We start from the raw sequence: 25,472 nt of genomic DNA, 5'->3' as shown, positions 1-25,472 counted from the left end.
CTCCGAAGGGCCGAACGAACGGCTGAACTCACCCGCACGCGTCGAGGGCGCCCCCAGATGGGGGCGTCCTCGACGCGTCGGACGGGCTGTTGGGACGGGCTCGTCTGCCGGGCTTGTCCGTCGGGCTTGTCCGTCGGGCTTGTCCGTCGGGCTCGTGCATCGGGCTCGTGCATCGGGCTCGTGCATCGGGCTCGTGCATCGGGCTCGTGCGTCGGGCTCGTGCGTCGGGCTCGTGCGTCGGGCTCGTCTGCCGGGCTCGTCTGCCGGGCTCGTCTGCCGGGCCGCTCGATGGGCCGTACGTCGACATCGAGCGCTGTCCAAGTGAAGCTCCGTCAGGCCGGCTTGACCGCCGTGTGCACCGTGTGGGCGGCCAGCACGAAGACGTCCTGCCGACGGTGCAGGCCCGCCTCGTCCTGCGGGTCGAGCAGCCGGTCCAGGACGGTGCGGTCGTCGGGGTCCAGGGTGTCGCCGAAGACGTCGCGCAGCCGGGACAGGGACGCGGCGATGTAGTCACGGGCCCGGTCGGAGGCGGGGGCAGGCAGGTCGAGGAGGAAGCTGCGGGTGCGGGCGTGCTTCAGTCCGGCCGCGCCGAGCAGCGCCGCCCAGTCCTCGGTCTCGGCCAGTGAGCCGGGCAGGTCGTCCCGCATCCGCGCGAACCACTCCTCCTGCAGCGCGTCGAGCCGCGCCTCCAGGCCGGGCCGCCCGAAGCCGAGGTCGCGCGGCAGGAAGCGGGACGGCAGACCGCCCTCCATGATCGCCACGGTTCCGCCGGGTGCGAGACGCTGCGCGAAGGCGGTCAGGGCGGCGCGCTGGTCGCCCAGGTGATGCAGGCTGCGGCCGGCCCACAGCAGGTCGACGGGGTAGTCCAACTCGCCGAGTACGCCGGGGAGTTCACCGGCCAGGGTGCCGAATCGGTCGCCGTACCCGAGTCGCTCGGCGCGCTGTTGAGCCCGTTCCAGGAGCGGCGCGGAGCCGTCGACCGCCATGACCCGCGCCCCGGGGAACGTCTCGGCGAACAGACAGGAGATGACGCCGGGTCCACTGCCCGCGTCCACGATCAGCCCCGGCTCGGTCACCTCCTTGCCGAGCCAGGACAGGGCCCGCTCGTACAGGGGCGCGAACAGTTCGGCCTGCGCCTCCAGGTGCGGGGCCATCTCGGCCCAGTCGATGTCGGTGGCGTGGCCGTGGTTGTGGAGGTGGCCGTGGGTGTGGGGGTGCTCGTCGCCGTGGGATTCGTGCGGGGGATGCGGGGGGTGCGCCATGGTCGTCAGCCTCTCGTCCGGTGTGCCGTCAGCGTGCTCCGACGCACCGGGCGAGGTCCACTCATGTTGCCGGGACGGCAAAAAACAGGATGCGGACGGCAAGTCCGTTCGCCGAGGATGGCCACTGCTTCCGGCCGCCCCCTATGAGCTGGAGCGGCCGGACGGGAACTACTCGGCGGTGGAGTCGGCGATCCGCCGGGATCTGGCCCAGGAGGGCTGACCGACCCCGACGGATCACCGTCACCTCAGCTCACCGCTACTGTCCACTGCCTACAGCGGCGGGTACGCGTTCTGCATCAACTGCTGGAACTGCGCCGAGAACCAGTGCCCGGACAGCGGGGCGTTCGCCAGTGCGCCCGACATGCTGTTGCCGTTACGGGCGTTGCCCGTGTACGTCGGGTCGCACATCTGGTCGAAGCCCTTGCCCTCGTCGTTCGGGATGGCGCTGCTGGCTCCGTCGGACTCACCCGGCGGCTTCATCCACACGTACGCGTCGATCCCGGCGGCCGGAGCCGCCTGCGGGCGCTCGCCGAGGCCGGCGCCGGACTGGTTGCACCAGTTGCCGACGTGGATACGACGGTCGTAACGGCCGCCGTTGACATAGGTGTCCACGCTGGTCGTCGCCCCCGGGCCGGTGGGCCGGGCGGTGCCGCCCCAGCCGTTGCGGGAGGTGTCGATCAGCATGCCGATGCCCGACCGGAAGCCGGCGGAGACCAACTGGGTGCGGAAGCCCTGTGCGTACGACTGCTCGTCGACGTACCGGTTCCAGTCCACCCACTTCGACTCGCGGACCGACTTGCCGGCCACCGAGTCGTTGATCGTGTAGTTGTTCTCCTTCAGGGCGCTGTAGTTCGCCGTGTTGGTGATGAAGCCGTGCACGTCGTCCACCGTCGCCCCTTCGGCGGTGGCGGCCTGGTAGAAGAGCTGGGCGGAGGGGGCGAAGTTGTCGTCCCAGCCGAGCCAGCCGTGGTGACCGGCGTCGATGTAGTTGTAGACGTTGGGGATCTCGCCGAGCTTGTTCAGCGCGTAGCCGACGCCCTTCACGTAGTTGCCGTTGGCCTTCATGGTGTCGCAGGCCGCGGTGGCGGTGGGCCGGCTGCCGGTGTTGGTGACGAGGTTCGGCAGCGAGTCGATCTCGATGGTGGTGACGATCCGCAGACCGGCGTACTTGCTGTCCGCGAGGATCGTCGCGATCGGGTCGATGAACTGCGTCTTGTACTTGTCGATCTCCGTCGGGCCGAGCTCGCCGTTGGAGGCGAGTGCCGCGCAGTCCCGGCCGGGCAGGTCGTAGACGACCAGTTGGACGACTTCCTGGCCGCTGCCCTTCTGGGCGAGGGCCGCGTCCAGGTGGGCGCGCAGGCCCATGCCGCCGTTCACGCCGTTGATGGCGGCGATGCGGTCGAGCCAGACGCCGGTGGGCTGGCTGGAGATGCGGCTGCCGCCCGTCTCGGCGGCGGCCTTCGCCGACCATTCGGGGTTCACGTACACCTTGGCGCCGGCGTAGGGGTTGTCGACCTTGGTGGACGGGGTGCCGGGGTCGGTCGGCGTGCCGGGGTCGGTGGGCCCGCCGGTACCGCTGTCCACGTTGCAGGTCACGCCGTCGAGGGTGAACGTGGCCGGGATCGCGTTGGTACCGCTGTAGGTGCCCTGGAATCCGAAGCTGACCGAACCGCCGGTCGCCAGCGTCCCGTTGTAGGTCTCGTTGTTGGCGGTGACGGCCGTACCGGACTGGGTGACCTTCGCGTTCCAGCCGCTGGTGACCTTCTGGCTGCCGGCGTACGCCCACTTCACGGACCAACTCGACTTCGCCGCCGAGTTGTTGGTCACGGTGACGGCGGCGGTGAAGCCGGTGCCCCAGTCGTTCTGCACCTTGTAGTCGACGCTGCACGGGATGGCGGCGATGCCCGGATCGCCGGGGACGACGGCGAGCGCCGTCCCTGAGGCGCCGGCGACCAGCGCCAGCGCGGCGAGTACCGCTGTTCTGCTACGGCTCATGAGTGCGGGTTTCCTTCTTGGTCGCGGGAGTTGTCCGTTTCCTTGGTTCCTTGCGTTGGCCGTGCTCTGTTGTCGCGCCTATCCGTCGAGTGCGCGCAGATGGTCGCGCAGTCCGATGCCGTACGCGGTGGGCGTCCCGTCGAAGGCGGAGATCAGGGACGGACCGGAGGAGCAGTCCCAGGTGTTCCAGGTCCAGCCCAGGTACGACAGTCCGCGGTCGTCGAACCACTTCATGACCTGGTCGACGAAACCGTGCGAGCAGGTGTTCTCGCCGATCTCCCCTGCCACCAGCGGCACTTGGGCCGCGACGGGGGCGAGCGTCGAGTTCCAGCAGCTCTCGTTCGCGCAGGTGTTGAAGTTGTAGACGTGGTACGCGGCGGCGAGATTGCCGGTCGGGTCGGTGGGCTTGTAGGCCAGCCACTGACTGAGGTCGTTGGAGTACGCGATCCCGCCGGCCAGGATCACGTTCTTGGCGCCGGTCGACCGTACGGAGTCGACGAGATCCTGCATACCGGCGACTTCATACCCGATGCCGGGGCAGGTGCCGCCGTCCCGCCAGCACTGCCACGCCTGGGTGGTCGTGGAGGTGGCGCGGTCCGGGTAGGGCTCGTTGAACAGGTCGAACACGACGGCCGCGTCACCCTTGAAGGTGTTGGCCACCGAGGTCCAGAACGACGGCGTGTACTGCATGTCGGGCATCGGCTTCTGGCAACTGGCGTGCACGTCGGAGCAGCCGGCCGAGTTGCCCGTGTACTGGCCGTAGGTCCAGTGCAGTTCGACGATCGGCGTCATGCCGTGCGCCTTGACGCGGGCCACCAGATCCTTGACGGCGTTGACGTAATTGGTGCCGCCGTAAGCGGAGTTGATGTTCGACAGGCCCAGCCAGCACTCCTCGTTGAGCGGAATGCGGACGGTGTTGACGTGCCAGTCGGCGATCGCCTTGACGGAGGCGTCGTCGACCGGTCCGTCCCAGATGCCGCGCCCCTGTACGCACATGAACTCGCCGCCGGAGCGGTTCACGCCGAGCAGACGGCGGGTCTTCCCGCCGGCGTCCACGAGCTTGTTCCCCGAGACGTGCAGCGCGGGCGGCCCGTCACCGGTGTCCGGTGGATCGGTCGAGGGCGGGGGGCTGGGGGTGGGGGTGGGGGTGGGGGTGGGGGTCGGTTGGGTGTCGACGTTGCAGGTGGTGCCGTTGAGCTTGAACGTCGCCGGTACGGCGTTCGCGCCCGACCTGGAGGCGATGAAGCCGGCGCTGACGCTCGCGCCCGTGCCGAGGGAGCCGTTCCAGCTCTCGTTCGCGGCGGTGACGGCCGTACCCGACTGGGACCACTTGGCGGTCCAGCCCTGGGTGACCTTCTGGCCGTTCGCGAAGTCGAAGGTGAGACTCCAACTGCTCACGGCTGCCGCGTTGTTGGTGATCTTCACGGCACCCTGGAAGCCAGCGTCCCACTGGCTGGTGACGGTGTACTCCACCGTGCAGGCGGGCGTGGCTCCCTGAGCCGTCAGGATCGGCAGGGTCACGCCCGTCCCGAGGGCGACCGTGCCGGCGACGGCTAAAAGTACTGAACGCGTGGGGTGTCGCATGAGCGACTCCTTGCAGCTCAGGCGCGTCGTGACAGACGCGTCGACTGATGGAACCGCTCCCACTGGTGTCTCGAAGTTAGCGCCAAGTGCTGGCAAAGAACAGAGGCGTCACCGACTTTCCCTGACTTTCACTCAACTCTCGGCGTCGAATCTTTTCGACTCTTCAAGCGTCTTGACCGCGTTCACCCCCATCCCCACTATGGGAGCGCTCCCACTGGTTCAAGGCTTGTTGCTCCTCCCCCACTTCTCCGAGCCGCAAGGAGGAACCAGCATCATGGATCCCTCACGCAGACGCCGCACGGCGCGGCGCCTGTGGACCGCCGTCGTGGCGTCCCTCGCGCTTCCCTTCGCCATGCTGAGCACGCTCCCAACTCCCGCCCAGGCGGCGGCACTTCAGTGCAGCGTGGACTACAAGACCAATGACTGGGGCTCCGGGTTCACCGCGGACGTGACCCTCACCAACCGGGGCACCGACGCGATCAGCGGCTGGAGCCTGACGTACTCCTACGCGGGCAACCAGAAGCTGTCCAACGGCTGGAACGGCAGCTGGACGCAGTCCGGTCAGCAGATCAAGGTGAACAACGCCTCGTTCAACGCGACGATCGCCGCCGGCGCGGCGGTCAGCACGGGGGCCCAGTTCACCTACAGCGGCACGAACGCCGCTCCCACGAGCTTCGCGGTCAACGGCACGACCTGTGTCGGCGCGCACCAGCCGCCGGTCACCGTGCTGACCAGCCCGGCCGCGGGCGCCGTCTACACGCAGGGGAACGCGGTGCCGCTCGCGGCGACCGCCGCGGCCGCCGACAACGCGACGATCTCCAAGATCGAGTTCTACGACGACACGACCCTGCTGGGCACGGACACGAGCGCGCCCTACACCCTGTCCGCATCCGGGTTGTCCGTGGGCAGCCACTCCCTGGTCGCCAAGGGCTACGACAGCCTGGGCGCGTCGGCGTCGTCGACCCCGGTCGGCATCACGGTCGCCTCGGGACCCGCCGTGGTCGCGTCCACGAACCAACTGGCCGTGCAGCAGGGCAAGACGGGCACCTACACGCTGAAGCTGTCGACCCAGCCGTCGGCCAGTGTGACCGTCACGACCGCCCGCACCACCGGAAACACGGGCCTGACGGTGACGGGCGGCGCGAGCCTCACCTTCACACCGTCGAACTGGAGCACCGCCCAGACCGTGACCCTCACCGCCAACGCCTCCGGGACGGGCGCCGCGACCTTCGAGTCGACGGCGACCGGGCTCGCGAAGGCCACGGTCACGGCCACCGAGATCGCGGGCGGCAAGGCGTACGACGCCCGGTTCCTCGACCTCTACGGCAAGATCACCAACCCGGCGAACGGCTACTTCTCCCCCGAGGGCATCCCGTACCACTCGGTCGAGACGCTGATCGTCGAGGCCCCGGACCAGGGGCACGAGACCACGTCGGAGGCGTACAGCTACCTGCTCTGGCTGCAGGCGATGTACGGGAAGATCACCGGCGACTGGACCAAGTTCAACGGCGCCTGGGACATCATGGAGAAGTACATGATCCCCACCCACGCCGACCAGCCGACGAACTCGTTCTACAACGCGTCGAAGCCGGCGACGTACGCGCCCGAGCTGGACACCCCGAACGAGTATCCGGCGAAGCTGGACACCGGTGTGTCCGTGGGATCGGATCCGATAGCCGGTGAACTGAAGACCGCATACGGTACGGACGACGTCTACGGTATGCACTGGCTGCAGGACGTCGACAACACCTATGGCTACGGCAACTCGCCCGGCAAGTGCGAGGCCGGTCCGACGGACACCGGGCCGTCGTACATCAACACCTTCCAGCGCGGCTCGCAGGAGTCGGTGTGGGAGACGGTGCCGCAGCCGACCTGCGACGCCTTCAAGTACGGCGGCACGAACGGGTACCTGGACCTGTTCACCGGCGACGCCTCCTACGCGAAGCAGTGGAAGTACACCAACGCCCCCGACGCCGACGCACGGGTCGTGCAGGCCGCGTACTGGGCGGACGTCTGGGCCAAGGCGCAAGGCAAGGGCAGCGACGTCTCCACGGCCGTCGGCAAGGCCGCGAAGATGGGCGACTACCTGCGCTACGCGATGTACGACAAATACTTCAAGAAGATCGGCAACTGTGTCGGACCGACCGCCTGCCCGGCCGGCACCGGCAAGGACGCCTCGCACTATCTGATGTCCTGGTACTACGCCTGGGGCGGCGCCACGGACACCAGTGCCGGCTGGGCCTGGCGCATCGGCTCCAGCCACACGCACGGCGGCTACCAGAACCCGCTGGCCGCCTACGCGCTGAGCAGTTACGCCGACCTGAAGCCCAAGTCAGCGACAGGGCAGGCGGATTGGGCCAAGTCCCTGACCCGGCAACTGGAGTTCTATCGCTGGCTGCAGTCCAGCGAGGGCGCCATCGCGGGCGGGGCGACGAACAGTTGGGCGGGCCGTTACGCGACTCCCCCGGCCGGCACGTCGACCTTCTACGGCATGTACTACGACCAGCAGCCCGTCTACCACGACCCGCCGTCCAACCAGTGGTTCGGCTTCCAGGCGTGGTCGATGGAGCGGGTCGCCGAGTACTACCAGCAGACGGGGAACGCCGGCGCCAAGGCGGTTCTCGACAAGTGGGTGGACTGGGCGCTGTCCAAGACCACGATCAACCCGGACGGCTCCTTCCTGATCCCCTCCACCCTCCAGTGGTCGGGCCAGCCCGACACCTGGAACGCGTCGACTCCCGGTGCCAACACGGGACTTCACGTCACGGTCGCCGACTACACCAACGACGTCGGCGTGGCGGCCGCGTACGCCAAGACCCTGACGTACTACGCCGCCAAGTCCGGTGACACGGAGGCGAAGACAGTCGCCAAGGCGCTCCTGGACGGCATGTGGAGCAACGACCAGGACGCCCTGGGCATCGCGGTCCCGGAGACCCGCGCCGACTACAACCGCTTCGACGACGGCGTGTACGTCCCGAGCGGCTGGAGCGGCAAGATGCCGAACGGCGACACGGTCAACTCCTCCTCCACCTTCGCCTCGCTCCGGTCCTTCTACAAGAACGACCCGGCCTGGTCGAAGATCGAGAGCTATCTCGCGGGCGGTGCCGCGCCCGTGTTCACGTACCACCGGTTCTGGGCCCAGGCGGACATCGCCCTGGCCATGGGTTCGTACGCGGAGCTTCTCGAATAGTCCCCGCAACGCGCTCCGCGGGTTGGGCGGTTCTTGAACTGCGGGCCGGCTGTGGCTGGTCGCGCCGTTCCCCGCGCCCCTGATCGCCCCTTCGGGACTCAGGGCGCGGGGCGGCACCGCCTTCCACAAAGGCGCTCGAAGGTTTCGCGTACGTGGTCCCGTCACCTGACGGCGGGGCCCGGGCCGGGCGGCCCCCACCCGCACAGGGGGCCGCCCGGCAGTCGCACGTCCCCCCACCGATCTCCTCCCGCACCGATCTCCTCCCGCACCGTTTTCCTCCCACATGGCTTCGCGAGGAAGGACCCCCACCGTGCGAAGAACCGGCATCCTCACGGCCGTACTGGCGCTCGCCGCCGGTCTGATCGCGGGCAGCCCGCCCGTGCTGGCCGCGAACGGCAGCCCGCGAGCGGCCCTCGCCGCAGAGTCGTACACCTGGAAGAACGCCCGGATCGACGGCGGCGGCTTCGTGCCCGGCATCGTCTTCAACCGCAAGGAGAAGAACCTCGCCTACGCGCGCACCGACATCGGCGGCGCGTACCGCTGGCAGGAGTCGAGCAGGACGTGGACGCCGTTGCTGGACTCGGTCGGCTGGGCGGACTGGGGGCACACGGGCGTGGTGAGCCTGGCCTCCGACGCCGTCGACCCGGACAGGGTGTACGCGGCGGTCGGCACGTACACCAACAGTTGGGACCCGGGCGACGGGGCCGTGCTGCGCTCCGCCGACCGGGGCGGAAGCTGGCGGAAGACGGACCTGCCGTTCAAGCTGGGCGGCAACATGCCGGGCCGGGGCATGGGCGAGCGCCTCGCGGTCGACCCGAACCGCAACAGCGTGCTGTATCTGGGCGCGCCGAGCGGGAAGGGGCTGTGGCGGTCCACGGACTCCGGTGTCACCTGGTCGCAGGTGACGAACTTCCCCAACGTCGGCGACTACCAGCAGGATCCGGCCGACACGAGCGGCTACGCCTCCGACAACCAGGGCATCGTCTGGGTCACGTTCGACGAGTCCACGGGGACGTCCGCCAGCGCGACGAAGACGCTCTACGTCGGGGTCGCGGACAAGGACGACGCGGTGTACCGCTCGACGGACGCGGGCGCGACCTGGACGCGGCTGGCCGGGCAGCCGACGGGATATCTGGCGCACAAGGGTGTACTGGATACCGTCAACGGCTATCTGTACATCGCATACAGCGACAAGGGCGGCCCGTACGACGGCGGCAAGGGCCGGCTGTGGCGGTACGCGACGGCGACCGGAACCTGGACGGACGTCAGTCCGGTGGCGGAGGCCGACACGTACTACGGCTTCAGCGGGCTGACCATCGACCGGCAGAAGCCCGGCACGGTCATGGCCACCGCCTACAGTTCCTGGTGGCCGGACACACAGATCTTCCGCTCGACGGACAGCGGCGGCACCTGGACGAAGGCGTGGGACTACACCTCGTATCCCACCCGTGCGAACCGGTACACGATGGACGTCTCCTCGGCGCCGTGGCTGACCTTTGGCGCCAATCCGTCGCCGCCGGAACAGGCGCCCAAACTCGGCTGGATGACCGAGGCGTTGGAGATCGACCCGTTCAACTCCGGCCGCATGCTGTACGGGACGGGCGCGACGGTCTACGGCACGGAGAACCTGGGGAACTGGGACAGCGGCGGGCAGTTCACGATCAAGCCGATGGTGCAGGGGCTGGAGGAGACGGCGGTCAACGATCTCGCCTCTCCCCCGACCGGCGCACCGCTGCTCAGCGCGCTGGGCGACGTCGGCGGCTTCCGCCACACGGACCTGACGAAGGTGCCGTCGATGATGTTCACCTCGCCGAACTTCACGTCGACGACCAGCCTGGACTACGCCGAGACGAACCCGAACACGGTGGTCCGCGTCGGCAACCTGGACTCCGGCCCGCATGTGGCGTTCTCCACGGACAACGGCGCCAACTGGTTCGCGGGGACGGACCCTTCGGGGGTCAGCGGTGGCGGAACGGTCGCCGCGGCGGCGGACGGCAGCCGCTTCGTGTGGAGCCCGGCGGGCACCGGCGTGCAGTACGCGACCGGCTTCGGTACGTCGTGGTCGGCGTCGAGCGGGATCCCGGCCGGTGCGGTCGTCGAGTCGGACCGGGTCGACCCGAAGACGTTCTACGGCTTCAAGTCGGGCACGTTCTACGTCAGTTCGGACGGCGGCGCCACCTTCACCGGGTCGGCGGCGACCGGTCTGCCCGGCGGGGACAGCGTGCGCTTCAAGGCGCTGCCCGGCGGCAGGGGCGATGTCTGGCTGGCGGGTGGGGCGAGTGACGGGGCGTACGGGCTGTGGCACTCCACCGACTCCGGCGCGAGCTTCACCAAGCTGTCGACCGTCGAACAGGCCGACACGATCGGCTTCGGCAAGGCGGCGACGGGAGCGTCGTACCAGACCCTGTACACCAGCGCGAAGATCGCCGGTGTCCGCGGCATCTTCCGCTCGACGGACAAGGGCGCGACCTGGACGCGCGTCAACGACGATGCCCACCAGTGGGGTTGGACGGGCGGCGCGATCACGGGCGACCCACGCGTCTACGGGCGGGTGTACGTGTCGACGAACGGCCGGGGTGTCGTCTACGGCGACACGTCCGACACCGGCGGCGGAAGCGGGGGAGGCGACGGAGGTACGGATCCCACGCCCTCCCCCACACCTACCCCGACGGGCGCCTGCGCGGTGACGTACACGATCACCAACCAGTGGTCGGGCGGATTCCAGGCGGACGTCAGGCTGGCCAACACGGGTGCGAGCGCCTGGTCCGGCTGGAGTCTCAACTGGGCCTTCCCGGGCGGCCAGACCGTGTCCCAACTGTGGAACGCCGACTACACCCAGTCGGGTTCGACGGTGACGGCGAAGAACATCGGCTGGAACGCCGACGTGGCGGCCGGCTCGTCCGTCAGCTTCGGCTTCACGGGCGGTTGGTCGGGCACCAACCCGAAGCCGACGGCATTCCAACTCGGCGACCAGAGCTGCTCGTTGGGGTGAGCCGCACGGTGAGTTGAGGACGGTGGGTGCGCGCCGCCCCAGGGGACGCGCACCCCTTCTCGCTCAGGGCGTGTACACCGCCGGCCGAGGTGCCGTCGGCATCCCGTTGCCGATGAAGAAGCTCGGGTGCGGGGGCTGGTTGTAGGCGGTGTTCTGCCAGGCCAGCGCCGTGCGGTACATCGGGTCGTGGAGGAGGGTCGTGATCCTCGTCGTCGTCTCGTGCGGCGTCGAGTAGATGCGCAGCGCCGTGTTGTCGCTCGTCGGCCAGACGACCTCCTCGCGCCAGTCGCCGAGGATGTCGCCGGACAGGGACGGGGTCGCCTTGGTGCTGTTGTTGGAGTGGACGCCCGAGCCGGTCAGCAGGCGGGTGTCCGAGGACGTGCCGTACTTGTCGATGTGCGTGCCGTCGAGGAGTTCGCGGGTGGTGTCGCCGTCCCACCAGGACAGGAAGTTGACGGAGGACGGTTCCCGGCCCTTCGTCGCGCCCGCCTCGTCGCGGATGGCGGAGTCGGAGGCGGACCAGACCTCGGCTCCGTCGTTGCCCGCCCAGATGTCGGCGGCGACACCGCGGCCGTTGTCGCAGCAGGCGGCGAGCTGCCAGTTCACCGTGCCGTTCGACGGGTTGATGTACAGCTCGGCCGGCTGGCCGCTGGACTCCGAGACCTTGAAGTACTCCAGGCCCGCGTGGGAGGGGTCGAGGTCGCCGAGGTGCTGGGCGTCGCCGTGGCCGGTCTTCGTCGTCCACAGGCCGCTTCCGTTGTCGTCGACCGCCATCGCACCGTAGACGATCTCGTCCTTGCCGTCGGCGTCGACGTCCCCGACGGAGAGGCTGTGCGAGCCCTGGCCGTCGTAGCCCTTGCCGGTGTTGGTGGAGGAGGCGGTGTCGAAGGTCCAGCGGCGGGTGAAGGCGCCGCCTCGCCAGTCCCAGGCGGCGATCACGGTACGCGTGTAGTAGCCGCGCGCCATGATCAGGGAGGGGCGGCTGCCGTCCAAGTAGGCGGTGGCTGCGAGGAATCGGTCGACGCGATTGCCGTAGGAGTCGCCCCAGGACGAGACCGTGCCGCGGGCCGGGACGTAGTCGACGGACTGCATCGCCCTGCCGGTCCGGCCGTTGAACATGGTCAGGTACTCGGGTCCGGACAGCACGTAGCCGCTCGAATTCCGGTAGTCCGCCGACGAGTTGCCGATGACCGTGCCCGCGCCGTCCACCGTGGCGTCGGCCGTCTTCATGGCGACCTCGGCCTCGCCGTCGCCGTCGTAGTCGTACACCTGGAACTGCGTGTAGTGGGCGCCGGAGCGGATGTTGCGGCCCAGGTCGACGCGCCACAGGCGGGTGCCGTCGAGTTCGACACCGTCGACGATCGTGTTGCCGGTGTACCCGGACTGGGAGTTGTCCTTGGCGTTCGTCGGCTGCCACTTCAGGACGATGTCCAGGGCGCCGTCGCCGTCCAGGTCGCCGACGGAGGCGTCGTTGGCCTCGTAGGTGTAGGCGACGCCGTCGGGGGTCGTGCCGCCGGACGGCGGGGTGACGGGGACGTCCTTGTAGCCCGTGCGGAACTGGATCGCGTGGACGGAGTCGGCCTGTTCGACGCCGCCCACGATGGCCCGGATGGTGTAGTCGGCCTGGGCGGGGGCGCCGGAGTGGAAGTAGTTCGTGGAGCCGGTGACCGGGGCCGAGTTGACCTTCGTACCGGCGCGGTAGACGTTGAAGGAGACGCTGTCGGGGTCGGTGCCGAGCCAGCGCCAGCTGACCAGGTTGCCGCTGTCGGTGTGCACGCTGACGACACCCCGGTCGAGGGCCTCGACCTGGCGGGCCGTGGCGGCCATGGGGGCCCCTCCCGCGCGAGTGAGTTCGAGAGTGGGGGAAGTGCCGGTGGCGAGGGTGGTCAGCCCGGCGGCGACGAGGGCCGCCGCCGCTGTCACCGCCGAGAGGACGGCTCGGCGTCTGCGGTGCTTGCGCGGGTGCTGCACGGGACGAACCTCCAGAGAGGACGGACGGGTTCCGTACCGTCAGTCGCCACGGGGTTCGGCCACGTTGCCGTACCTTTCGGCCAGTTCGGCGGATTCACCGAAGAGCGCGGGGATTTCCAGGTGACGTCATGGACTTCACGCGTCCGGCAACGAACCCGGAGCCGGTTTCCGGAACGCCCGCAGGGTGAACGTGGGTTCGGGGCGGGGGCGGTCCTGGTCGGGCAGGGCGGCGAGGCGGGCGGCGAAGCCGTCGGCCAGGGGGTGTCCGGGCGGCAGGGTGATGAACCAGCCGCGCCGCAGGTCGGCGACGGCCCGGCGCGGGCTGCGGCCCAGCCCCCGGCCGGGGAAGCGGGCCTGCCCGGCCGGAATCAGGCCGCATGCGACGGCGTACGACTCCACGAGCGCGGCGGTGTCGGAGGCCGGCCGGCGCGGGCGGGAGGCCATGACGGCGTCGATGTCGCTGCCCACGTTGTGGGAAGCGCCCTTGTCGACCGTGGTGACGTACACCCCACCGGGCCGCAGCACCCGGGCGCACTCGGAGACGATCCGCCGCGCGTCCACCGGGTCCTCCACGAGATGCAGCAGCCACACGCTGCTGACGGCGTCGAACTCCCCGCTGCGGAAGGGGAGTCGGCGGCCGTCGGCGAGGACGACCGCGCCCGGCAGCCGGGCGGTGGCGTGCCGGGCCATCGCGGGCTCCCGGTCCACGCCCGTCACCCGCAGCCCGTCCCGGCCGGCCGCGAGACGCCGGGTGACCATGCCCGTGCCGCAGGCCACGTCCAGCAGGCTGCGCGCCTGTGCCGGTACGAGGCCGAGGACGCCCTCCGCTGCGGCGGCCGCCCTGGGTTCGCCGCCGCGCAGGACGTCGTAGCGTTCGGCTTCCTTGTCGTAGTCCAGCACGCCCCGCGCTCCCCGCCCTGTCGCCGCCGTGTCCGTACCCCTAACCCCTACCCGTGGTACGGCGGGTCAGTGCGCTCCGTGGGCCGGTGCCACCGCCTCCACCCGGCGGGCGAGTTGGGCGTCGAGGTCGGTGACGGCGTCGCCCGCGCTGTGGGTGTTCACGGCGAGGGTGACCGTGTTGTAGCCGAGGGTGAGCTCCGAGTGGTGGTTGAGCTCCTCCTGGATCTGCGCGACATGGATGACCAGGGAGGTCGCGGCGAAGTGGGAGTCGAGGCGGTAGGTGCGGGTCAGGCGGCCGTCGTCCAGGGACCAGCCGGGCAGCTCCGACAGACGCTCCTCGATCTCCTTCTGCGACAGCGCTTCGACGGCCATGGTCCCGCTCCCTTCCTGGGTACTCCGGGGGTGCTCCTCGGTGTCGCGTACCTGTCCAGCGTGCCACAGGACGGCCATGACAGCCCTGGTCAGGAGGGTTCTGCCTGGTCAGTCAGTCGCGGGCCGCTTCCGCGGCCAGGTCGTCCGCCAGCGCGGCGACCGCGGCCCGGCCCTCCACCTGCTCCAGCCACTCCAGCGGCAGCGCGACGTCGCCGTGCCGGGCGCCCAGGATGTTCACCTCGCACCGGTTCGCACGTCACATGACAGACTCAGATAGATGTTCGAGTCCGTTCCGGTGAGATCGGGCCGGGACGTGGCACACTGGCCCGCGTGTTTGACACGTAGGGGAGACGTGGCGTGAGTGAACGACGGCCCGCGCCCACCGTGGGTCAGGTGGTTCTGGGCAGGCGGCTGCAGGAGTTGCGTGAGGCGGCCGGTCTCGGCCGTGAGGAGGCTGCCCGCGCGCTGCGCGTGGCCCCCGCGACCGTACGGCGCATGGAGACGGCCGACGTCGCGTTGAAGGTCCCGTACGTGCAGGTGCTGCTGGAGACGTACGGCGTGCCCGAGGACGAGGCCGAGGCGTTCGTCTCGCTCACCGAGGAGGCGAACCGGCCCGGCTGGTGGCAGCGGTTCCACGACGTGCTGCCCGAGTGGTTCAGCCTGTACGTGAGCCTGGAGGGCGCGGCCCGGCTGATCCGCTCGTACGAGCCGCACTTCGTGCCCGGGCTGCTGCAGACCGAGGACTACGCGCGCGCCGTGCTGGAGGCCGGGACGGTCGGGCGCACGACCCCGGAGTCGACCGAGCGGCACGTGTCGCTGCGCATGGCGCGCCAGCGGCTGCTGGCGGGCGCCGACCCGCCCCATCTGTGGGTGGTGATGGACGAGACGGTGCTGCGCCGCCCGGTGAGTGTGGACGCGGCCGTGATGGCCCAACAGCTCGACAGGCTCGTGGAGTTCGCCGAGCGCGACCGGATCACCCTGCAGGTCGCCGAGTTCGCGGCCGGTCCGCATCCGGGGACGTCCGCGCCGTTCTCGCTGTTCCGGTTCGCCGAGCCCGAACTGCCCGACATGGTCGTCACCGAGTACCTGACCGGCGCTCTGTACCTCGACGACCGCAAGGAGGTCTCCGCGCACCTGGAGGTCCTCGACCACATGACGACGCACGCCGCGTGCGCGCAGCGCACCAAGGAGATCCTGCGGGACGTCCGCGCGAGCTACTGAGGGAGCGGCGGGGTCCGGTGCGGGTCGCCGCGCAGCTCCACCGCGCGCCTCGGCCGGTCCGTGACGAGTACGTCCACCCGGGGGTCGGCGAGGAACGTCCGCAGGCCGGGGTCGTCGTTGACCGTCCAGACCATGATGAAGAGCCGGTGCGCGGCCGCCCGGCGCAGCACGGTGGCGCGGGCGAGCCGCTGGTGCACGGCCACCCCGTGTGCCCCGCAGGCACGCAGCCGCCGCATCGGGAACAGTTCACTCGCCCGGGTGCCCGCGAGCCGTGCGGGCCCCACCTCCTTGCGGTCGCGCCCCAGCGACAGGGCCGTGCGCACGCCGGGGAAGGCCCGGGTGATCGCGGCGACGGAGACGTCCTCCAGAGAGGTGGCGACGAACCCGTCCCGGCCGAGCAGGGTGATCGCCCGGTCGACGATCTCCCGCTCGTAACCGGTCTCCTTCAGGTCCAGGTGGCCGACGAGTCTCCCGGCGACCAGCGTCATCACGTCCTCGACGACAGGGACGGCGTACCCGGCGCGTCCGCACAGCTCGGCGTACGTGAGCCGGGAGAGCGGCGGTCCGCCGCCGCCGACCCGGGCGTCATGGTGGACGACGAACACGCCGTCGACGGTCCGCCGGACGTCGAACTCGACGTACTCGGCACCGGAGGCGAGCGCGTCCTCGTACGCCTCCCGGGTCGCGGCGTCGAAGCGCTCGGCGCCGCCGCGGTGGGCGGAGACGGCGGGGCGGGGTGGCACGGTGCTCAGCTCCCGGACGGCGGGCGGGTACGGGGTACGGGGCGGCGACAGCGACTGCGACGAGGGTGCGGACAGCAGGAGTTCCGGGGCGACCGGTCGGCCCGGACAGCGTCAAGGGTGCGGGGCTTCGTGCCGGCTTCCTCGCCCCGCACCCTGCGCCCCGCACCCCTTGTCGCGGTCGGTTCAGGCGAGTTTGGCCGACAGGGTGATCGGTACGGCCTTGAGGGCCTGGCTGACGGGGCAGTTGACCTTGGCCTGTTCGGCGGCGGCGAGGAAGGCGTCCTCGTCGAGGCCGGGCACGGTGCCCTCCACCGTCAGGTGGATGCCGGTGATGCCCTCGCCCGGCTGGAAGGTGACGTCGGCCGAGGTGACGAGCTTGGTGGGCGGGGTGCCCGCGCCGGCGAGGGCGTGCGAGAAGGCCATGGAGAAGCAGCTGGAGTGGGCGGCCGCGATCAGCTCCTCGGGGCTGGTCTTTCCGTTCGCCTCCTGGGTACGGGCGGCCCAGGTCACGGGCTGCTGGGCGATGGCGCCGGAGGAGTCGAAGGACACGACACCGTTGCCCTCGATCAGGCTGCCTTCCCAGACGGTGTGTGCGGAGCGCGTGGTGGCCACGTTTCTTCCTTTCGCATGAAGACTGTGCGGGCCCGTTCCGGGTCCCCTGCCCCCATCCGATCACACTCCGCCTCACCGCACCCGGAACACCGGCCCCCGCGCGGTGAACGGCAACTGACGGCCCTGCGGGATCAGGTAGGCGTGCTCGCGCCGCACCCGCAGGACGTCGCACCAGCCGTCGGTGATGATCAGGAGCGGCGCGCCGGGCGGGAAGTCGTCGGCGCGGTGCAGCAGGTCGACGCCGGGCTGCAGGACCGTACCGCCGCGCCCGTGGACGCGGACCCGGCCGGCGATCTCGGTGACCGGCAGGTAGCCCGCGTCGTGCGGGGCGGCGTCGCAGAACACCACCCGGGCGGCCGGGACGTCACGGGCCTCGGCGTACGAGGCGATCGCGCCGAGCGCCTTGCCGAGGAGGGTGGGGTCCATCGATCCGGAGGTGTCCAGGACTACGCCGAAAGTTAGGGGTCCCCCCGCGCGAGCGAAGCCGAGCGTGGGGGAGGGCGATCTCCCCGGCGGGAACCAGCGGCCGGCGCGCTGGATGTCCGGGGTGGAGGCCTGGCGGCGCGCGGGCCGGGCGTACGTCCGCAGCGGCGCCGGTCGCGGTACGAACTCGTCGAACCAGCACGCCAGTTGGGCGTCCCAGGGCAGCGGCGGGTGGCTCAGCGCGCGGATCTCCTCGACCAACCCGCCGGGCAGGAAGCCGCGTTCCTGCCGCTGGTGCAGGTCGAAGCCCTGGGCGAGGCCGCGGCGGTAGAAACCGTCGAGGTCGACGTAGTCGCCTGGTTTTCCTGTGGCGCAGCCGAGAACTCAGGTCAGGCGGCGCGCTCTTCCGGGGCCGTGTCCAGGGGCACTTGGGGTCCGTTCGACTCGCGCAGCCAGCGGCGCAGGACGCGGTGCACGTGTTCCGCGCCGGACAGGATCTCGTCGTTCCCGACGGGTGCGGACAGGGCGAGCGGGGACAGCAGGAACGCTCTGGCCTGGGCGCCGCCGAGGCCGCCGTGGGAGCCGATCTGCTCCTCGAAGCAGAGCACCTCGCCGTCGGCCGGGTCGTGGAAGGAGTTGACCATGATGTCGGCGGTGTGCGGGAAGGAGTGGGTACGGCGCACGGCGTCGGCCGCGCCGGGCCCGAAGGCGGCCAACGGGCCGGGCTCCGCGTCGAGTTGGCCGAGCGGCAGCTCCGCGCCGGACGCGCCGAGGACGACCCCGCCGTGCTCCTCGCTGCGCACCAGGAGGAAGCCGATGCCGGGGTGGTTCGCGAGGGTGGTCAGCAGGGCCGGGTGGCGGGCGTCGATCTCCTCCTTGCTCATCCGGTGCGGCACGTCCGGGAAGGAGATCAGCCCCAGGTTCCCCGAGGCCAGCACGATCGGCTCCGGCTCCGAGCGGCGGCCGGACGGCCGGTGGTGTTCGCCGCCCTCCTCCACGGGCCGGCGCAGCGCCGCGCGGACGGCCGCGCGGGCCTCGGCGCCGCTGTGGGTACTCCCCCAGTGCCTAAAGCCTGGGGGGACCCCCACCGCCCTGCGCGGCACGGGCAGCCCGCTGCCGGCCCGCACCAGGTCGCCGAGGGTGAGGCCGTAGCGGGCGCGGAACGTTTCGCCGGGGCTCTGGCCGTGGTCGGACAGGACGACGATCCGGTACGGGCGGGGCGCGTGCTCGGCGACGTTCTCGATCAGCGCGAGCGCCCGGTCGAGGCGGCCGAGGACCTGCTCGGTGTCCCGGCCGAGCGGCCCGGAGTGGTGCGCGACCTCGTCGTAGGCCACCAGGTCGGCGTAGACGGCGGTGCGTCCGGCGAGCAGGTCGCCCGTCACGGCGGCCACGACGACGTCCCGTTCGACGACGGTCGCGAAGGCGCGGACGAACGGGTAGAGGCCGCCGCGTCCGACGCGCGGGCGTTCCTCGCGCAGCCGGGCGCGGGTGGACTGGGCGATCTCGCGGACCACTTCGGCGACGAAGGACAGCGCGGTGCGTACGGCGTTGGCCGGGTCGGAGAAGTAGGCGAAGTAGCCGGACCGGGAGCGGGTCTCCCGGCTGCGCCGACGGGCGGCGATGGACAGCACGAGCGCCTGTTCGTCGGCGCCGCCGCTGAAGAGGTTGCCGCGGCTGGCGCCGTCGGCGGACAACAGCCCGCCGTCGCCGGTGCGTTGGACGGCGCGGCGCTGGAGTTCGGCGGCGCTGGTGGGACGGTTGCAGACCATCACCTCCCCGCTGTCCTTCTCGTACCAGCGGAAGGCGGGCACGTCGTGGTTGCTGCCGTGCAGGATGCCGAGCTGGCTGGCGCCGGTCTGGCTGGACCAGTCGGTGCGCCAGGGGGTGAGGCGGTGGGTGGGTCGGTGGGTGGGGCTGTGGCTGCCTTGGGTTCTGGTTCCGTCGCCGCCTCCGGTTCCCTCGCCGTCTCCGTCTCCGTCTCCGTCGCCGCCGTCGCCGTCGCCGAGCCAGCGGGCGACGGTCGGCATCAGTCCCTTACACACGGCCTGCGCCAGCACGTCGTGGCCGACGCCGTCGAGTTGGAGGAAGACGGTGCCGGGCGTGGCGGGGCAGGCGGGGCCGCCTCTTCGGCGGCGGTCGGCGAGGCGGTACAGGCGGCGGCGGTAGGCGTCGTCGTCGCGCACGGCCAGGGCGCCGCCCGTCGCGGAGGCGACGGCGGACATCACGGCGGCGACGATGACGGCGGTCTCGGGGGCCGCCTCGCTCTGCCCGGAGGGGTTCAGCCGCAGGGCGAGCAGCAGCAGCGAGCCGTTGAGGAAGAACACCAGCAGGCCCAGGACGAGCGCCGGTACGAGCAGGAGGAGGCGCACCAGCAGTGGCCAGACCAGGGCCGACAGCACACCGAACACACCGGCGCCGACGGCCGCGGTCACGGCGATGGTGGTGGCGCTGTCGCCGTCGGCGGACTGCAGCCGGAAGTCCGGCAGGATCCCCGCGAGCACCAGCATCGTGAGCGTGGAGACACCCCAGACCGCGACGCTCCGCCCGGCCTGGCTGACGGCCCGCCGCCACCGCACCCCACGCACGCCCCGCACACCTCGCGTTCCGGCCCCGACGCCCACGGGGGGCCGCCTTCCACCCTGTCACACCCCGGTACGAGGCACCCGTCGACTATCGCCCGTCGACTGTCTACAGTCGCCCGTCGATTGCCGACAGTCGCCCCTCACTCACCGCCTACCGCCTACCGCCCGTCGTAACCCGCCGTCGGCATGGACAGCCTTCGGTGGACCCGGGCCTTCATCTGGGCGTCGTAGGCGGGCTCGGCGGTGCCGACCGTCTCCACCCGGACCCCGCGTCGCGCGCACTCCTCGGAGAACTCGTCCACGGACGACAGCGCGCTCTCCAGTACCCGGCGGCTCGGGGCGACGAACAGGTCGACGCCGGGCCGGACGCCGTCCCACAGCACGCCGTGGTCGGCGCGCAACCCGCGCACCAGCAGTTCCCGGCTGACGACGTACCCGCGCTCCGCGGCCCACCGCGCGCACATCGCGTGCTGGCTGCGGGAGTCCACCAGGAAGGGATCGGCGTCCAGTTCCTCCAGCGGCGTCAGACTCGCGATCGCCGTGACCCGCATGACCCGCACCGGTCCCATGGCGTCCCCCTCACCTCCGGGTTTCGCCGCCGACCCTACTCCTGCCCGTAGGCTTCGGGGGAGGCGCGCGAAGGAGGCGAAGAGGTGCCGGTGGAGATCACGTGGTGGGGTCACGCCACCTGCACGATCGAGGATTCGGACGTGCGTGTGATCACCGATCCCCTGTTCGCCCGTCGTCTCGCGCATCTGCGCCGCCGCCGGGGCGCGCTGCCCCCGCCCGGCGCCTGGCGCGCGGACGTGGCGCTCGTCTCCCACCTGCACGCCGACCACCTGCATCTGCCCTCGCTGGCGCGCCTCACGCCGGGCACGCGCCTGCTGGTGCCCCGGGGCGCGCCGCGCGCCGTCCCCGGGCTGCGCCGCCTGCGGCATCTGCGGCTGACCGAGATGGAGCCGGGCGACGAGACGGCCGTCGGCAACCTGCGGGTACGGGCCGTGCCCGCGCGCCACGACGGGCGGCGGCTGCCGGTCGGCCGGCACCGCTCCCCCGCGCTCGGGTACGTCGTCGAGGGCGAGGCGCGGACGTACTTCGCCGGGGACACCGGCCTGTTCGAGGAGATGGCCAAGGAGGTCGGGCCGGTCGATGTGGCGTTGCTGCCGGTGGGCGGCTGGGGGCCGTATCTCGGCGAGGGGCACCTGGACGCGCGGCGTGCGGCCGAGGCGCTGGTCCGGCTGGCGCCGCGCAGCGCCGTGCCGGTGCACTACGGCACGTACTGGCCGATCGGCATGGACGCCGTGCGCCCCCATGAATTCCATGCTCCCGGCGAGGAGTTCGTACGCCTCGCGGCGGAGCGTGCGCCGGGGGTGACGGTGCACCGGCTCGGGCACGGGGAGAGCGTGCGCGTGGGAGCCGCGCGGTGAGAGAGTGGCTCGCCACCGCGGTCATGACAACCGTGACGGCGGCGCCTGCCGTGACGACCGTGCCGACCGAGTCCACGCAGCAGGCCCTCGGCTATCCGTCGCTGTTCCTGCTGGTGCTGATCGGGGCGCTGGTGCCGGTGGTGCCGACGGGGGCGCTGGTGAGTTCGGCGGCGGTGGTCGCCTTCCATCAGACTGCGCCGTTCGCGCTGGCGCTGGTGTTCGTGACGGCGTCCCTGGCGGCGTTCTGCGGGGACACGGCGCTGTACTGGCTGGGGCGGCGCGGGATGCGGTCGAGGAACGGCTCGCACTGGCTGGAGGCGATCCGCTCGCGGGCGCCGGAGGAGCGGCTCGCACAGGCGCAGGCGAAGCTCGCCGGCCACGGTACGACGGTGCTGGTGCTGTCCCGGCTGGTGCCGGCCGGCCGCATCCCGGTGATGCTGGCCTGTCTGATGGCGGACTGGCCGCTGCGCCGCTTCGTACGGGGCAACCTCCCGGCGTGTCTGGCCTGGGCGGTGACCTATCAGTTGATCGGGATCCTCGGCGGCTCGCTGTTCCCCGAGCCCTGGGAGGGCGTGGTCGCGGCGGTCGCGCTGACCGTAGTGATCAGCGCGGCCCCGAGCGTGTGGCGCCGCCTGCGGAAGCCGAAGGACGCCTAGCCACTCCAGCACCGGCTACTCCAGCACCGGCTACTCCGGCACTCACCACTCCCGCAATGGCTGCTCCGGCTACTCCAGCACCCGGGAGCCGCCCACCGGCAGGTCCCACAGGTTCGCGCGGTCCAGGCCCGACTTCTCCCAGGCCGCGCGCACCCGGGTGAGGGGTTCGAGGACGGGCTCGGCGGAGAGCACGAACGTCGCCCAGTGCATCGGGGCCATGCGCCGCGCGCCGAGGTCGAGGGCGGCGCGGACCGCCTCCTCCGGGTCGCAGTGGACGTCGCTGAGCCACCAGCGGGGGTCGTAGGCGCCGATGGGCAGCAGGGCCAGGTCGATGCCGGGGTGGCGCCGCCCGATGTGGGAGAACCAGTGGCCGTAGCCCGTGTCGCCGGCGAAGTAGACGCGCCGCCCGTCGGGCGCGGTGAGCACCCAACCGCCCCAGAGGGAACGGCAGGTGTCCGTCAGGCTGCGCTTGGACCAGTGGTGGGAGGGCACGAAGTCGAAGCGGACGCCGGACAGTTCGGCCGCCTCCCACCAGTCCAGCTCGGTGACGTGGGTGAACCGGCGGCGCAGGAACCAGCGTCCGAGCCCGGCCGGCACGAACACCGGTGTGTCTCGCGGGAGTCGGCGCAGCGTGGGGGCGTCCAGGTGGTCGTAGTGGTTGTGGCTGATGACGACGGCGTCGATCGGCGGCAGCGTCTCCCAGGGGACGCCCACGGGGGTGATGCGGGCCGGGGTGCCGATGATGCGGCGGGACCAGACCGGGTCGGTCAGGACGGTCAGACCGCCGACGCTCACCACCCAACTGGCGTGTCCCGCCCAGGTGACGGCGATCGTGCGGGCGTCCACGCGGGGCAGTGGGGCGGGCTCGAAGGGAAGCCGGGGGAGGTCGGCGAGGCCCTCTTTGCCGGGCCGCACGGAGCCCTCGCGGGCGAACCGGGCGAGGGCCTTGAGGCCGGGCAGCGGCGAGGTCAGCCGGTCGTGGAAGGTCCGCGGCCACACCCGCCGCTCCCCCGGCGGACGGGGTTCGGCGAGCGGCGGGACGGGGGGCGCGAGCGGGGACAGGCGGGCCGGGGCGTCGGCGTCCCTGGTGGTCACCGTACCGACGGTGGTCGCCATGCCGGTAGTGGTCGCCATGCCGGTAGTCGTCGCCATGCCAGGAGTGGTCACCGTGCTGGTGGTGGTCGACTCGGACTGCTGCGTCATCGAGGAGGCTCCCGTCGCTGAGCGTCGTCACGGAGATCGTCGAAAACCGACCTCAAAAGCACCAACGCGCGTTGCACGTGTGGCAGTTCCAACGGCGCGGGTGACGTGAGGCATTCCCTGCGCTGCGCCTCCGTACCGTCGAGCAGCATGCCCGTGGACAGCCGGACGCGCAGCGCCCCGAGTTCGTCGCCGAAGCGGTGGCCGCCCGGCGCGGGCATGCCGAGCCGGGCGGAGAGGAAGTCCTCCAGTTCCTGTGCGTCGCCCACGCCGTGCGCGGACAGCGCGCCGCGCAGCGGGCCGAGGTCGACGTACAGGTGACGGCCCGCCCGGGGCGGGAGGGCGAGGGCGCCCGCGGCGACGACGGCGGCGTGCACGGCGTCCGCCACGCGCGCGTGCAGGCGTACGGCGGCGGCCACGCGCGCGGTGACCGGCTCCGGCTCGGCCAGCGCGTACGCGGCCGCGGCGGCGACCGGTGCGGCCACGCGCGCGCCGAGGGCGGTGAGGACGTCGAGCACGCGCGCGTGCAGGTCGTCGCCGACGGCCGAGGCCGGGAAGCGGGCGACGGCCGCCGGCCAGCCGGTGGGCAGCAGGGCGCCGGCCAGGTCGCTGACGACGGTGACGTGCTCGGGCAGCATCTCGGCCGGGCTGACCGGCACGGTGTCCTGCGGGGGGTGCACCGTGTCGCGCCAGGTCTCGTCGCTGACCAGGTGCAGGCCCTCTCCCGCGGCGGCCTCCACCGCCTCGTGCACCAACTCGGGCGGGGCGACGGTCGCGGTGGGGTCGTCGGCGACGGACAGCACGAGCAGCCGCGGGTCGCCGCCCTCGTCGCGCACCCGGCGCACGGTCTCCAGCAGGGCGTACGGGTCCGGCACTCCCCCGCACTCGGCGGGCGTCGCGACGTGGAAGAAGGGTCTTCCCAACAGGCGCGCGTACGGCGCCCACCAGGCCGCGCAGGGCCGGGGCACCAGGACGTCGCCGCCGAGGGCGGCGGTCAGCGCGAGCAGCAGGGCGGGGGCGCCGGGCCCGGCCACGAGCCGCCCCGGGCCTGCGGGGATGCCGCGCCGGGCCCAGTAGCCGTCGGCGGCGTCGAGGAGGGCGGGGCCGCCGCCGACCGGCTCGCCGTCGGCGCGGCCGGCGGCCTCGGCGAGCACTGCGGCGAGTTCGGGCAGCACCGGCAGCCCGTCCGGGGGAAGCGGTGGACCGTAGCGGACGGGCCCGTGGTCCTCCGGTTCCGTCCGCCGCATGGGGTCCTCCTCCGCGCAGTCCGTCCCGGGTGCCGTCCCTGGTCGCGTCCCTGATCTCGTGCCTGGTCTCGTGCCTGGTGCCTTGTGCCGTTGCCGCCGGCCGTCGGACGTCGTCGTGGGCCGGGTGGTGCGTGGGGTGCGGGACGTCTCGTCAGGGGCTCGGCGCTCGTGCGGGGCCGGGTACGCGTACGAGGCCGGTCGTGCCCCTGTGGTTCGTGTACCCACTGGACCCCGCGCTCATGGCCGGCTCTGCGGCCGGGTCAGGCGTCCCCCGACGGGTCACGGCGGCGCAGCCGGTGGACGGCGGCGCCGAGCGCGCCGGCGATCAGCAGGCCACCGGCGACGAGCGCGGGGACGGAGTCGGTGAAGGTGCCGCCTTCACCGGCCTGGACGCCGTGCTCGACGGTGGCGGGGGCGCAGCCGGCCTCGTGGGACGCGGCGACGCGGGGCTGCGGCTCGGGCACGGGCACGGGCCGGGCGCACGGCGGGGCGGTGCGGCAGGCGTCGGTGCGGGTCGGGGCGGCGCCCTGGGGCTGCGGACACGGCCGGGCGGTGGCGCAGGACGCGACGGGCACGCCGGGCAGGCCGCCGGGCGCCGGGGTGCACGGCTGGGTCTCGCCGCGCGCGACGTCCAGGGTCGCGCTCCACGGCTTGCCCGGTGCGCCGGGCGCGGCCGGGCAGGTGCCGTCGACGGTCCAGGCGGCGTCCGGTCCGGCCGCGAGCGGGCTCACCTCGAGATCGGCGGCGGGGGCGATCTCGGCGGTGCCCTCATAGGCGGGCCCGGCCTGGGCGTCGTCGTCGCCGGGGACCTTGCTCAGTTTGACGGTGCCGTCGGCGAAGGCCTGCGAGGTGGCGTCGAGGCTCTCGGGTACGGCGGCGGCGAGGGGACCGCAGGTGACGGACACGGTGACGCTGCCGCCCGGGGCGACACTGCCCGGGCTGACCTCCGCCGCCGGGTCCGCGTACGCGGCCGGAGCGACGGCGGCCAGGACGGCACCGGCCACGGCGAGAGCGGACAGGAAATGGGCGGTGCGACCCATGGAGCGGCTCCTTCGGCCGACGACTGCGGAGGCGGGGCCGGCTTCCTGCCCCACC

At 71.8% G+C, this 25,472-nt stretch carries 19 protein-coding genes and 2 pseudogenes; 6 read left to right on the top strand and 15 right to left on the bottom strand.

Annotated elements, in window-relative coordinates:
- Positions 1-332: 332 nt before the first annotated feature.
- A complete protein-coding gene (locus tag OG352_RS34820) occupies positions 333-1,262 on the bottom strand; it encodes a class I SAM-dependent methyltransferase (RefSeq protein WP_329222424.1) in 930 nt (309 codons plus the stop codon).
- Positions 1,263-1,383: 121 nt separating this feature from the next.
- On the opposite strand from OG352_RS34820, the pseudogene OG352_RS34815 reads away from it, so the two are divergent.
- Positions 1,384-1,482 (top strand): annotated as a pseudogene (locus OG352_RS34815) (phytanoyl-CoA dioxygenase); the annotation flags it as partial.
- Positions 1,483-1,532: 50 nt separating this feature from the next.
- On the opposite strand, the gene OG352_RS34810 reads toward OG352_RS34815, so the two are convergent.
- Together OG352_RS34810 and OG352_RS34805 are read right to left on the bottom strand one after the other, a co-directional pair.
- The gene (locus OG352_RS34810) at positions 1,533-3,257 is read right to left on the bottom strand and encodes a glycoside hydrolase family 6 protein (protein WP_329222423.1); all 1,725 of its coding nucleotides are present in this window, start codon (positions 3,255-3,257) and stop codon (positions 1,533-1,535) included.
- 78 nt (positions 3,258-3,335) lie between these two features.
- On the bottom strand, positions 3,336-4,841 hold the full coding sequence (locus OG352_RS34805; protein ID WP_329222422.1) for a cellulase family glycosylhydrolase: 1,506 nt from the start codon (positions 4,839-4,841) through the stop codon (positions 3,336-3,338).
- 274 nt (positions 4,842-5,115) lie between these two features.
- On the opposite strand from OG352_RS34805, the gene OG352_RS34800 reads away from it, so the two are divergent.
- Complete coding sequence (locus OG352_RS34800; RefSeq protein ID WP_329222421.1) at positions 5,116-8,031, top strand: glycoside hydrolase family 48 protein; 2,916 nt, start codon at positions 5,116-5,118, stop codon at positions 8,029-8,031.
- Positions 8,032-8,341: 310 nt separating this feature from the next.
- Positions 8,342-11,023, top strand: a complete 2,682-nt coding sequence (locus OG352_RS34795) for a cellulose binding domain-containing protein (RefSeq protein ID WP_329222420.1) — start codon at positions 8,342-8,344, stop codon at positions 11,021-11,023.
- A 63-nt stretch (positions 11,024-11,086) separates the two neighbouring features.
- Here OG352_RS34795 and OG352_RS34790 read toward each other — a convergent pair whose 3' ends face one another.
- The 4 genes from OG352_RS34790 to OG352_RS34775 all read right to left on the bottom strand — a co-directional run bounded on the left by OG352_RS34790 (position 11,087) and on the right by OG352_RS34775 (position 14,504).
- Positions 11,087-12,994 (bottom strand): rhamnogalacturonan lyase, encoded by a 1,908-nt coding sequence (locus OG352_RS34790; RefSeq protein ID WP_329222419.1) that lies wholly within the window; start codon positions 12,992-12,994, stop codon positions 11,087-11,089.
- Positions 12,995-13,129: 135 nt separating this feature from the next.
- On the bottom strand, positions 13,130-13,894 hold the full coding sequence (locus tag OG352_RS34785) for a class I SAM-dependent methyltransferase (protein WP_329222418.1): 765 nt from the start codon (positions 13,892-13,894) through the stop codon (positions 13,130-13,132).
- Positions 13,895-13,960: 66 nt separating this feature from the next.
- Positions 13,961-14,266 carry a 4a-hydroxytetrahydrobiopterin dehydratase gene (locus OG352_RS34780; protein WP_329222417.1) on the bottom strand — a complete coding sequence of 102 codons (306 nt, stop codon included), beginning with the start codon at positions 14,264-14,266 and terminating at the stop codon, positions 13,961-13,963.
- Positions 14,267-14,378: 112 nt separating this feature from the next.
- On the bottom strand, positions 14,379-14,504 hold the full coding sequence (locus tag OG352_RS34775) for a hypothetical protein (protein ID WP_443072424.1): 126 nt from the start codon (positions 14,502-14,504) through the stop codon (positions 14,379-14,381).
- A 119-nt stretch (positions 14,505-14,623) separates the two neighbouring features.
- Between OG352_RS34775 and OG352_RS34770 the strand changes: the two genes are divergently transcribed.
- Positions 14,624-15,487 (top strand): helix-turn-helix domain-containing protein, encoded by an 864-nt coding sequence (locus tag OG352_RS34770; RefSeq protein WP_329222415.1) that lies wholly within the window; start codon positions 14,624-14,626, stop codon positions 15,485-15,487.
- Here OG352_RS34770 and OG352_RS34765 read toward each other — a convergent pair.
- The 5 genes and pseudogenes from OG352_RS34765 to OG352_RS34745 all read right to left on the bottom strand — a co-directional run bounded on the left by OG352_RS34765 (position 15,481) and on the right by OG352_RS34745 (position 20,416).
- Positions 15,481-16,230, bottom strand: coding sequence for a glycerophosphodiester phosphodiesterase family protein (locus tag OG352_RS34765; RefSeq protein ID WP_329222413.1), 750 nt, complete (start codon positions 16,228-16,230; stop codon positions 15,481-15,483). The two genes, OG352_RS34770 and OG352_RS34765, sit on opposite strands and share 7 nt — an antisense overlap.
- A 183-nt stretch (positions 16,231-16,413) precedes the next feature.
- Positions 16,414-16,842 carry an OsmC family protein gene (locus OG352_RS34760; protein ID WP_329222411.1) on the bottom strand — a complete coding sequence of 143 codons (429 nt, stop codon included), beginning with the start codon at positions 16,840-16,842 and terminating at the stop codon, positions 16,414-16,416.
- 72 nt (positions 16,843-16,914) lie between these two features.
- Positions 16,915-17,649 (bottom strand): annotated as a pseudogene (locus tag OG352_RS34755) (vWA domain-containing protein); the annotation flags it as partial.
- Between the two features lie 5 nt (positions 17,650-17,654).
- Positions 17,655-19,850, bottom strand: coding sequence for a phage holin family protein (locus tag OG352_RS34750; protein WP_329222410.1), 2,196 nt, complete (start codon positions 19,848-19,850; stop codon positions 17,655-17,657).
- Positions 19,851-20,005: 155 nt separating this feature from the next.
- The gene (locus OG352_RS34745) at positions 20,006-20,416 is read right to left on the bottom strand and encodes a hypothetical protein (protein WP_329222409.1); all 411 of its coding nucleotides are present in this window, start codon (positions 20,414-20,416) and stop codon (positions 20,006-20,008) included.
- A gap of 84 nt (positions 20,417-20,500) precedes the next feature.
- On the opposite strand from OG352_RS34745, the gene OG352_RS34740 reads away from it, so the two are divergent.
- Together OG352_RS34740 and OG352_RS34735 are read left to right on the top strand one after the other, a co-directional pair.
- Positions 20,501-21,274 (top strand): MBL fold metallo-hydrolase, encoded by a 774-nt coding sequence (locus tag OG352_RS34740; RefSeq protein WP_329222408.1) that lies wholly within the window; start codon positions 20,501-20,503, stop codon positions 21,272-21,274.
- A gap of 23 nt (positions 21,275-21,297) precedes the next feature.
- Entirely contained in the window at positions 21,298-21,930 is a 633-nt protein-coding gene (locus OG352_RS34735; RefSeq protein WP_329224069.1) for a DedA family protein, read from the top strand.
- Between the two features lie 69 nt (positions 21,931-21,999).
- Here the strand turns inward: OG352_RS34735 and OG352_RS34730 are convergent, their stop codons facing one another.
- From OG352_RS34730 to OG352_RS34720, 3 genes are all read right to left on the bottom strand, one after another.
- On the bottom strand, positions 22,000-23,133 hold the full coding sequence (locus OG352_RS34730; protein WP_329222407.1) for an MBL fold metallo-hydrolase: 1,134 nt from the start codon (positions 23,131-23,133) through the stop codon (positions 22,000-22,002).
- Positions 23,130-24,377, bottom strand: coding sequence for an aminotransferase class I/II-fold pyridoxal phosphate-dependent enzyme (locus tag OG352_RS34725; protein WP_329222406.1), 1,248 nt, complete (start codon positions 24,375-24,377; stop codon positions 23,130-23,132). The genes OG352_RS34730 and OG352_RS34725 overlap by 4 nt, the downstream gene beginning before the upstream one ends.
- A gap of 260 nt (positions 24,378-24,637) precedes the next feature.
- Positions 24,638-25,417 (bottom strand): hypothetical protein, encoded by a 780-nt coding sequence (locus OG352_RS34720; RefSeq protein ID WP_329222405.1) that lies wholly within the window; start codon positions 25,415-25,417, stop codon positions 24,638-24,640.
- Between the last annotated feature and the right edge of the window lie 55 nt (positions 25,418-25,472).

The sequence above is a fragment of the Streptomyces sp. NBC_01485 genome (genome assembly GCF_036227125.1).
In the GTDB taxonomy this organism is placed as follows: Bacteria; Actinomycetota; Actinomycetes; order Streptomycetales; family Streptomycetaceae; genus Streptomyces.
The sequence above is the reverse complement of the archived record's forward strand: the minus strand, read 5'-3'. Positions and strand labels throughout refer to the sequence as shown.

What these genes read in the sequence shown, in the direction of transcription:
- OG352_RS34735 (WP_329224069.1), top strand. Translation starts at nt 21,298, where the DNA reads ATGACAACCGTGACGGCGGCGCCTGCCGTGACGACCGTGCCGACCGAG.
- OG352_RS34805 (WP_329222422.1), bottom strand. Translation starts at nt 4,841, where the DNA reads ATGCGACACCCCACGCGTTCAGTACTTTTAGCCGTCGCCGGCACGGTC.
- OG352_RS34720 (WP_329222405.1), bottom strand. Translation starts at nt 25,417, where the DNA reads ATGGGTCGCACCGCCCATTTCCTGTCCGCTCTCGCCGTGGCCGGTGCC.
- OG352_RS34745 (WP_329222409.1), bottom strand. Translation starts at nt 20,416, where the DNA reads ATGGGACCGGTGCGGGTCATGCGGGTCACGGCGATCGCGAGTCTGACG.
- OG352_RS34730 (WP_329222407.1), bottom strand. Translation starts at nt 23,133, where the DNA reads ATGACGCAGCAGTCCGAGTCGACCACCACCAGCACGGTGACCACTCCT.
- OG352_RS34780 (WP_329222417.1), bottom strand. Translation starts at nt 14,266, where the DNA reads ATGGCCGTCGAAGCGCTGTCGCAGAAGGAGATCGAGGAGCGTCTGTCG.
- OG352_RS34820 (WP_329222424.1), bottom strand. Translation starts at nt 1,262, where the DNA reads ATGGCGCACCCCCCGCATCCCCCGCACGAATCCCACGGCGACGAGCAC.
- OG352_RS34810 (WP_329222423.1), bottom strand. Translation starts at nt 3,257, where the DNA reads ATGAGCCGTAGCAGAACAGCGGTACTCGCCGCGCTGGCGCTGGTCGCC.
- OG352_RS34800 (WP_329222421.1), top strand. Translation starts at nt 5,116, where the DNA reads ATGGATCCCTCACGCAGACGCCGCACGGCGCGGCGCCTGTGGACCGCC.
- OG352_RS34725 (WP_329222406.1), bottom strand. Translation starts at nt 24,377, where the DNA reads ATGCGGCGGACGGAACCGGAGGACCACGGGCCCGTCCGCTACGGTCCA.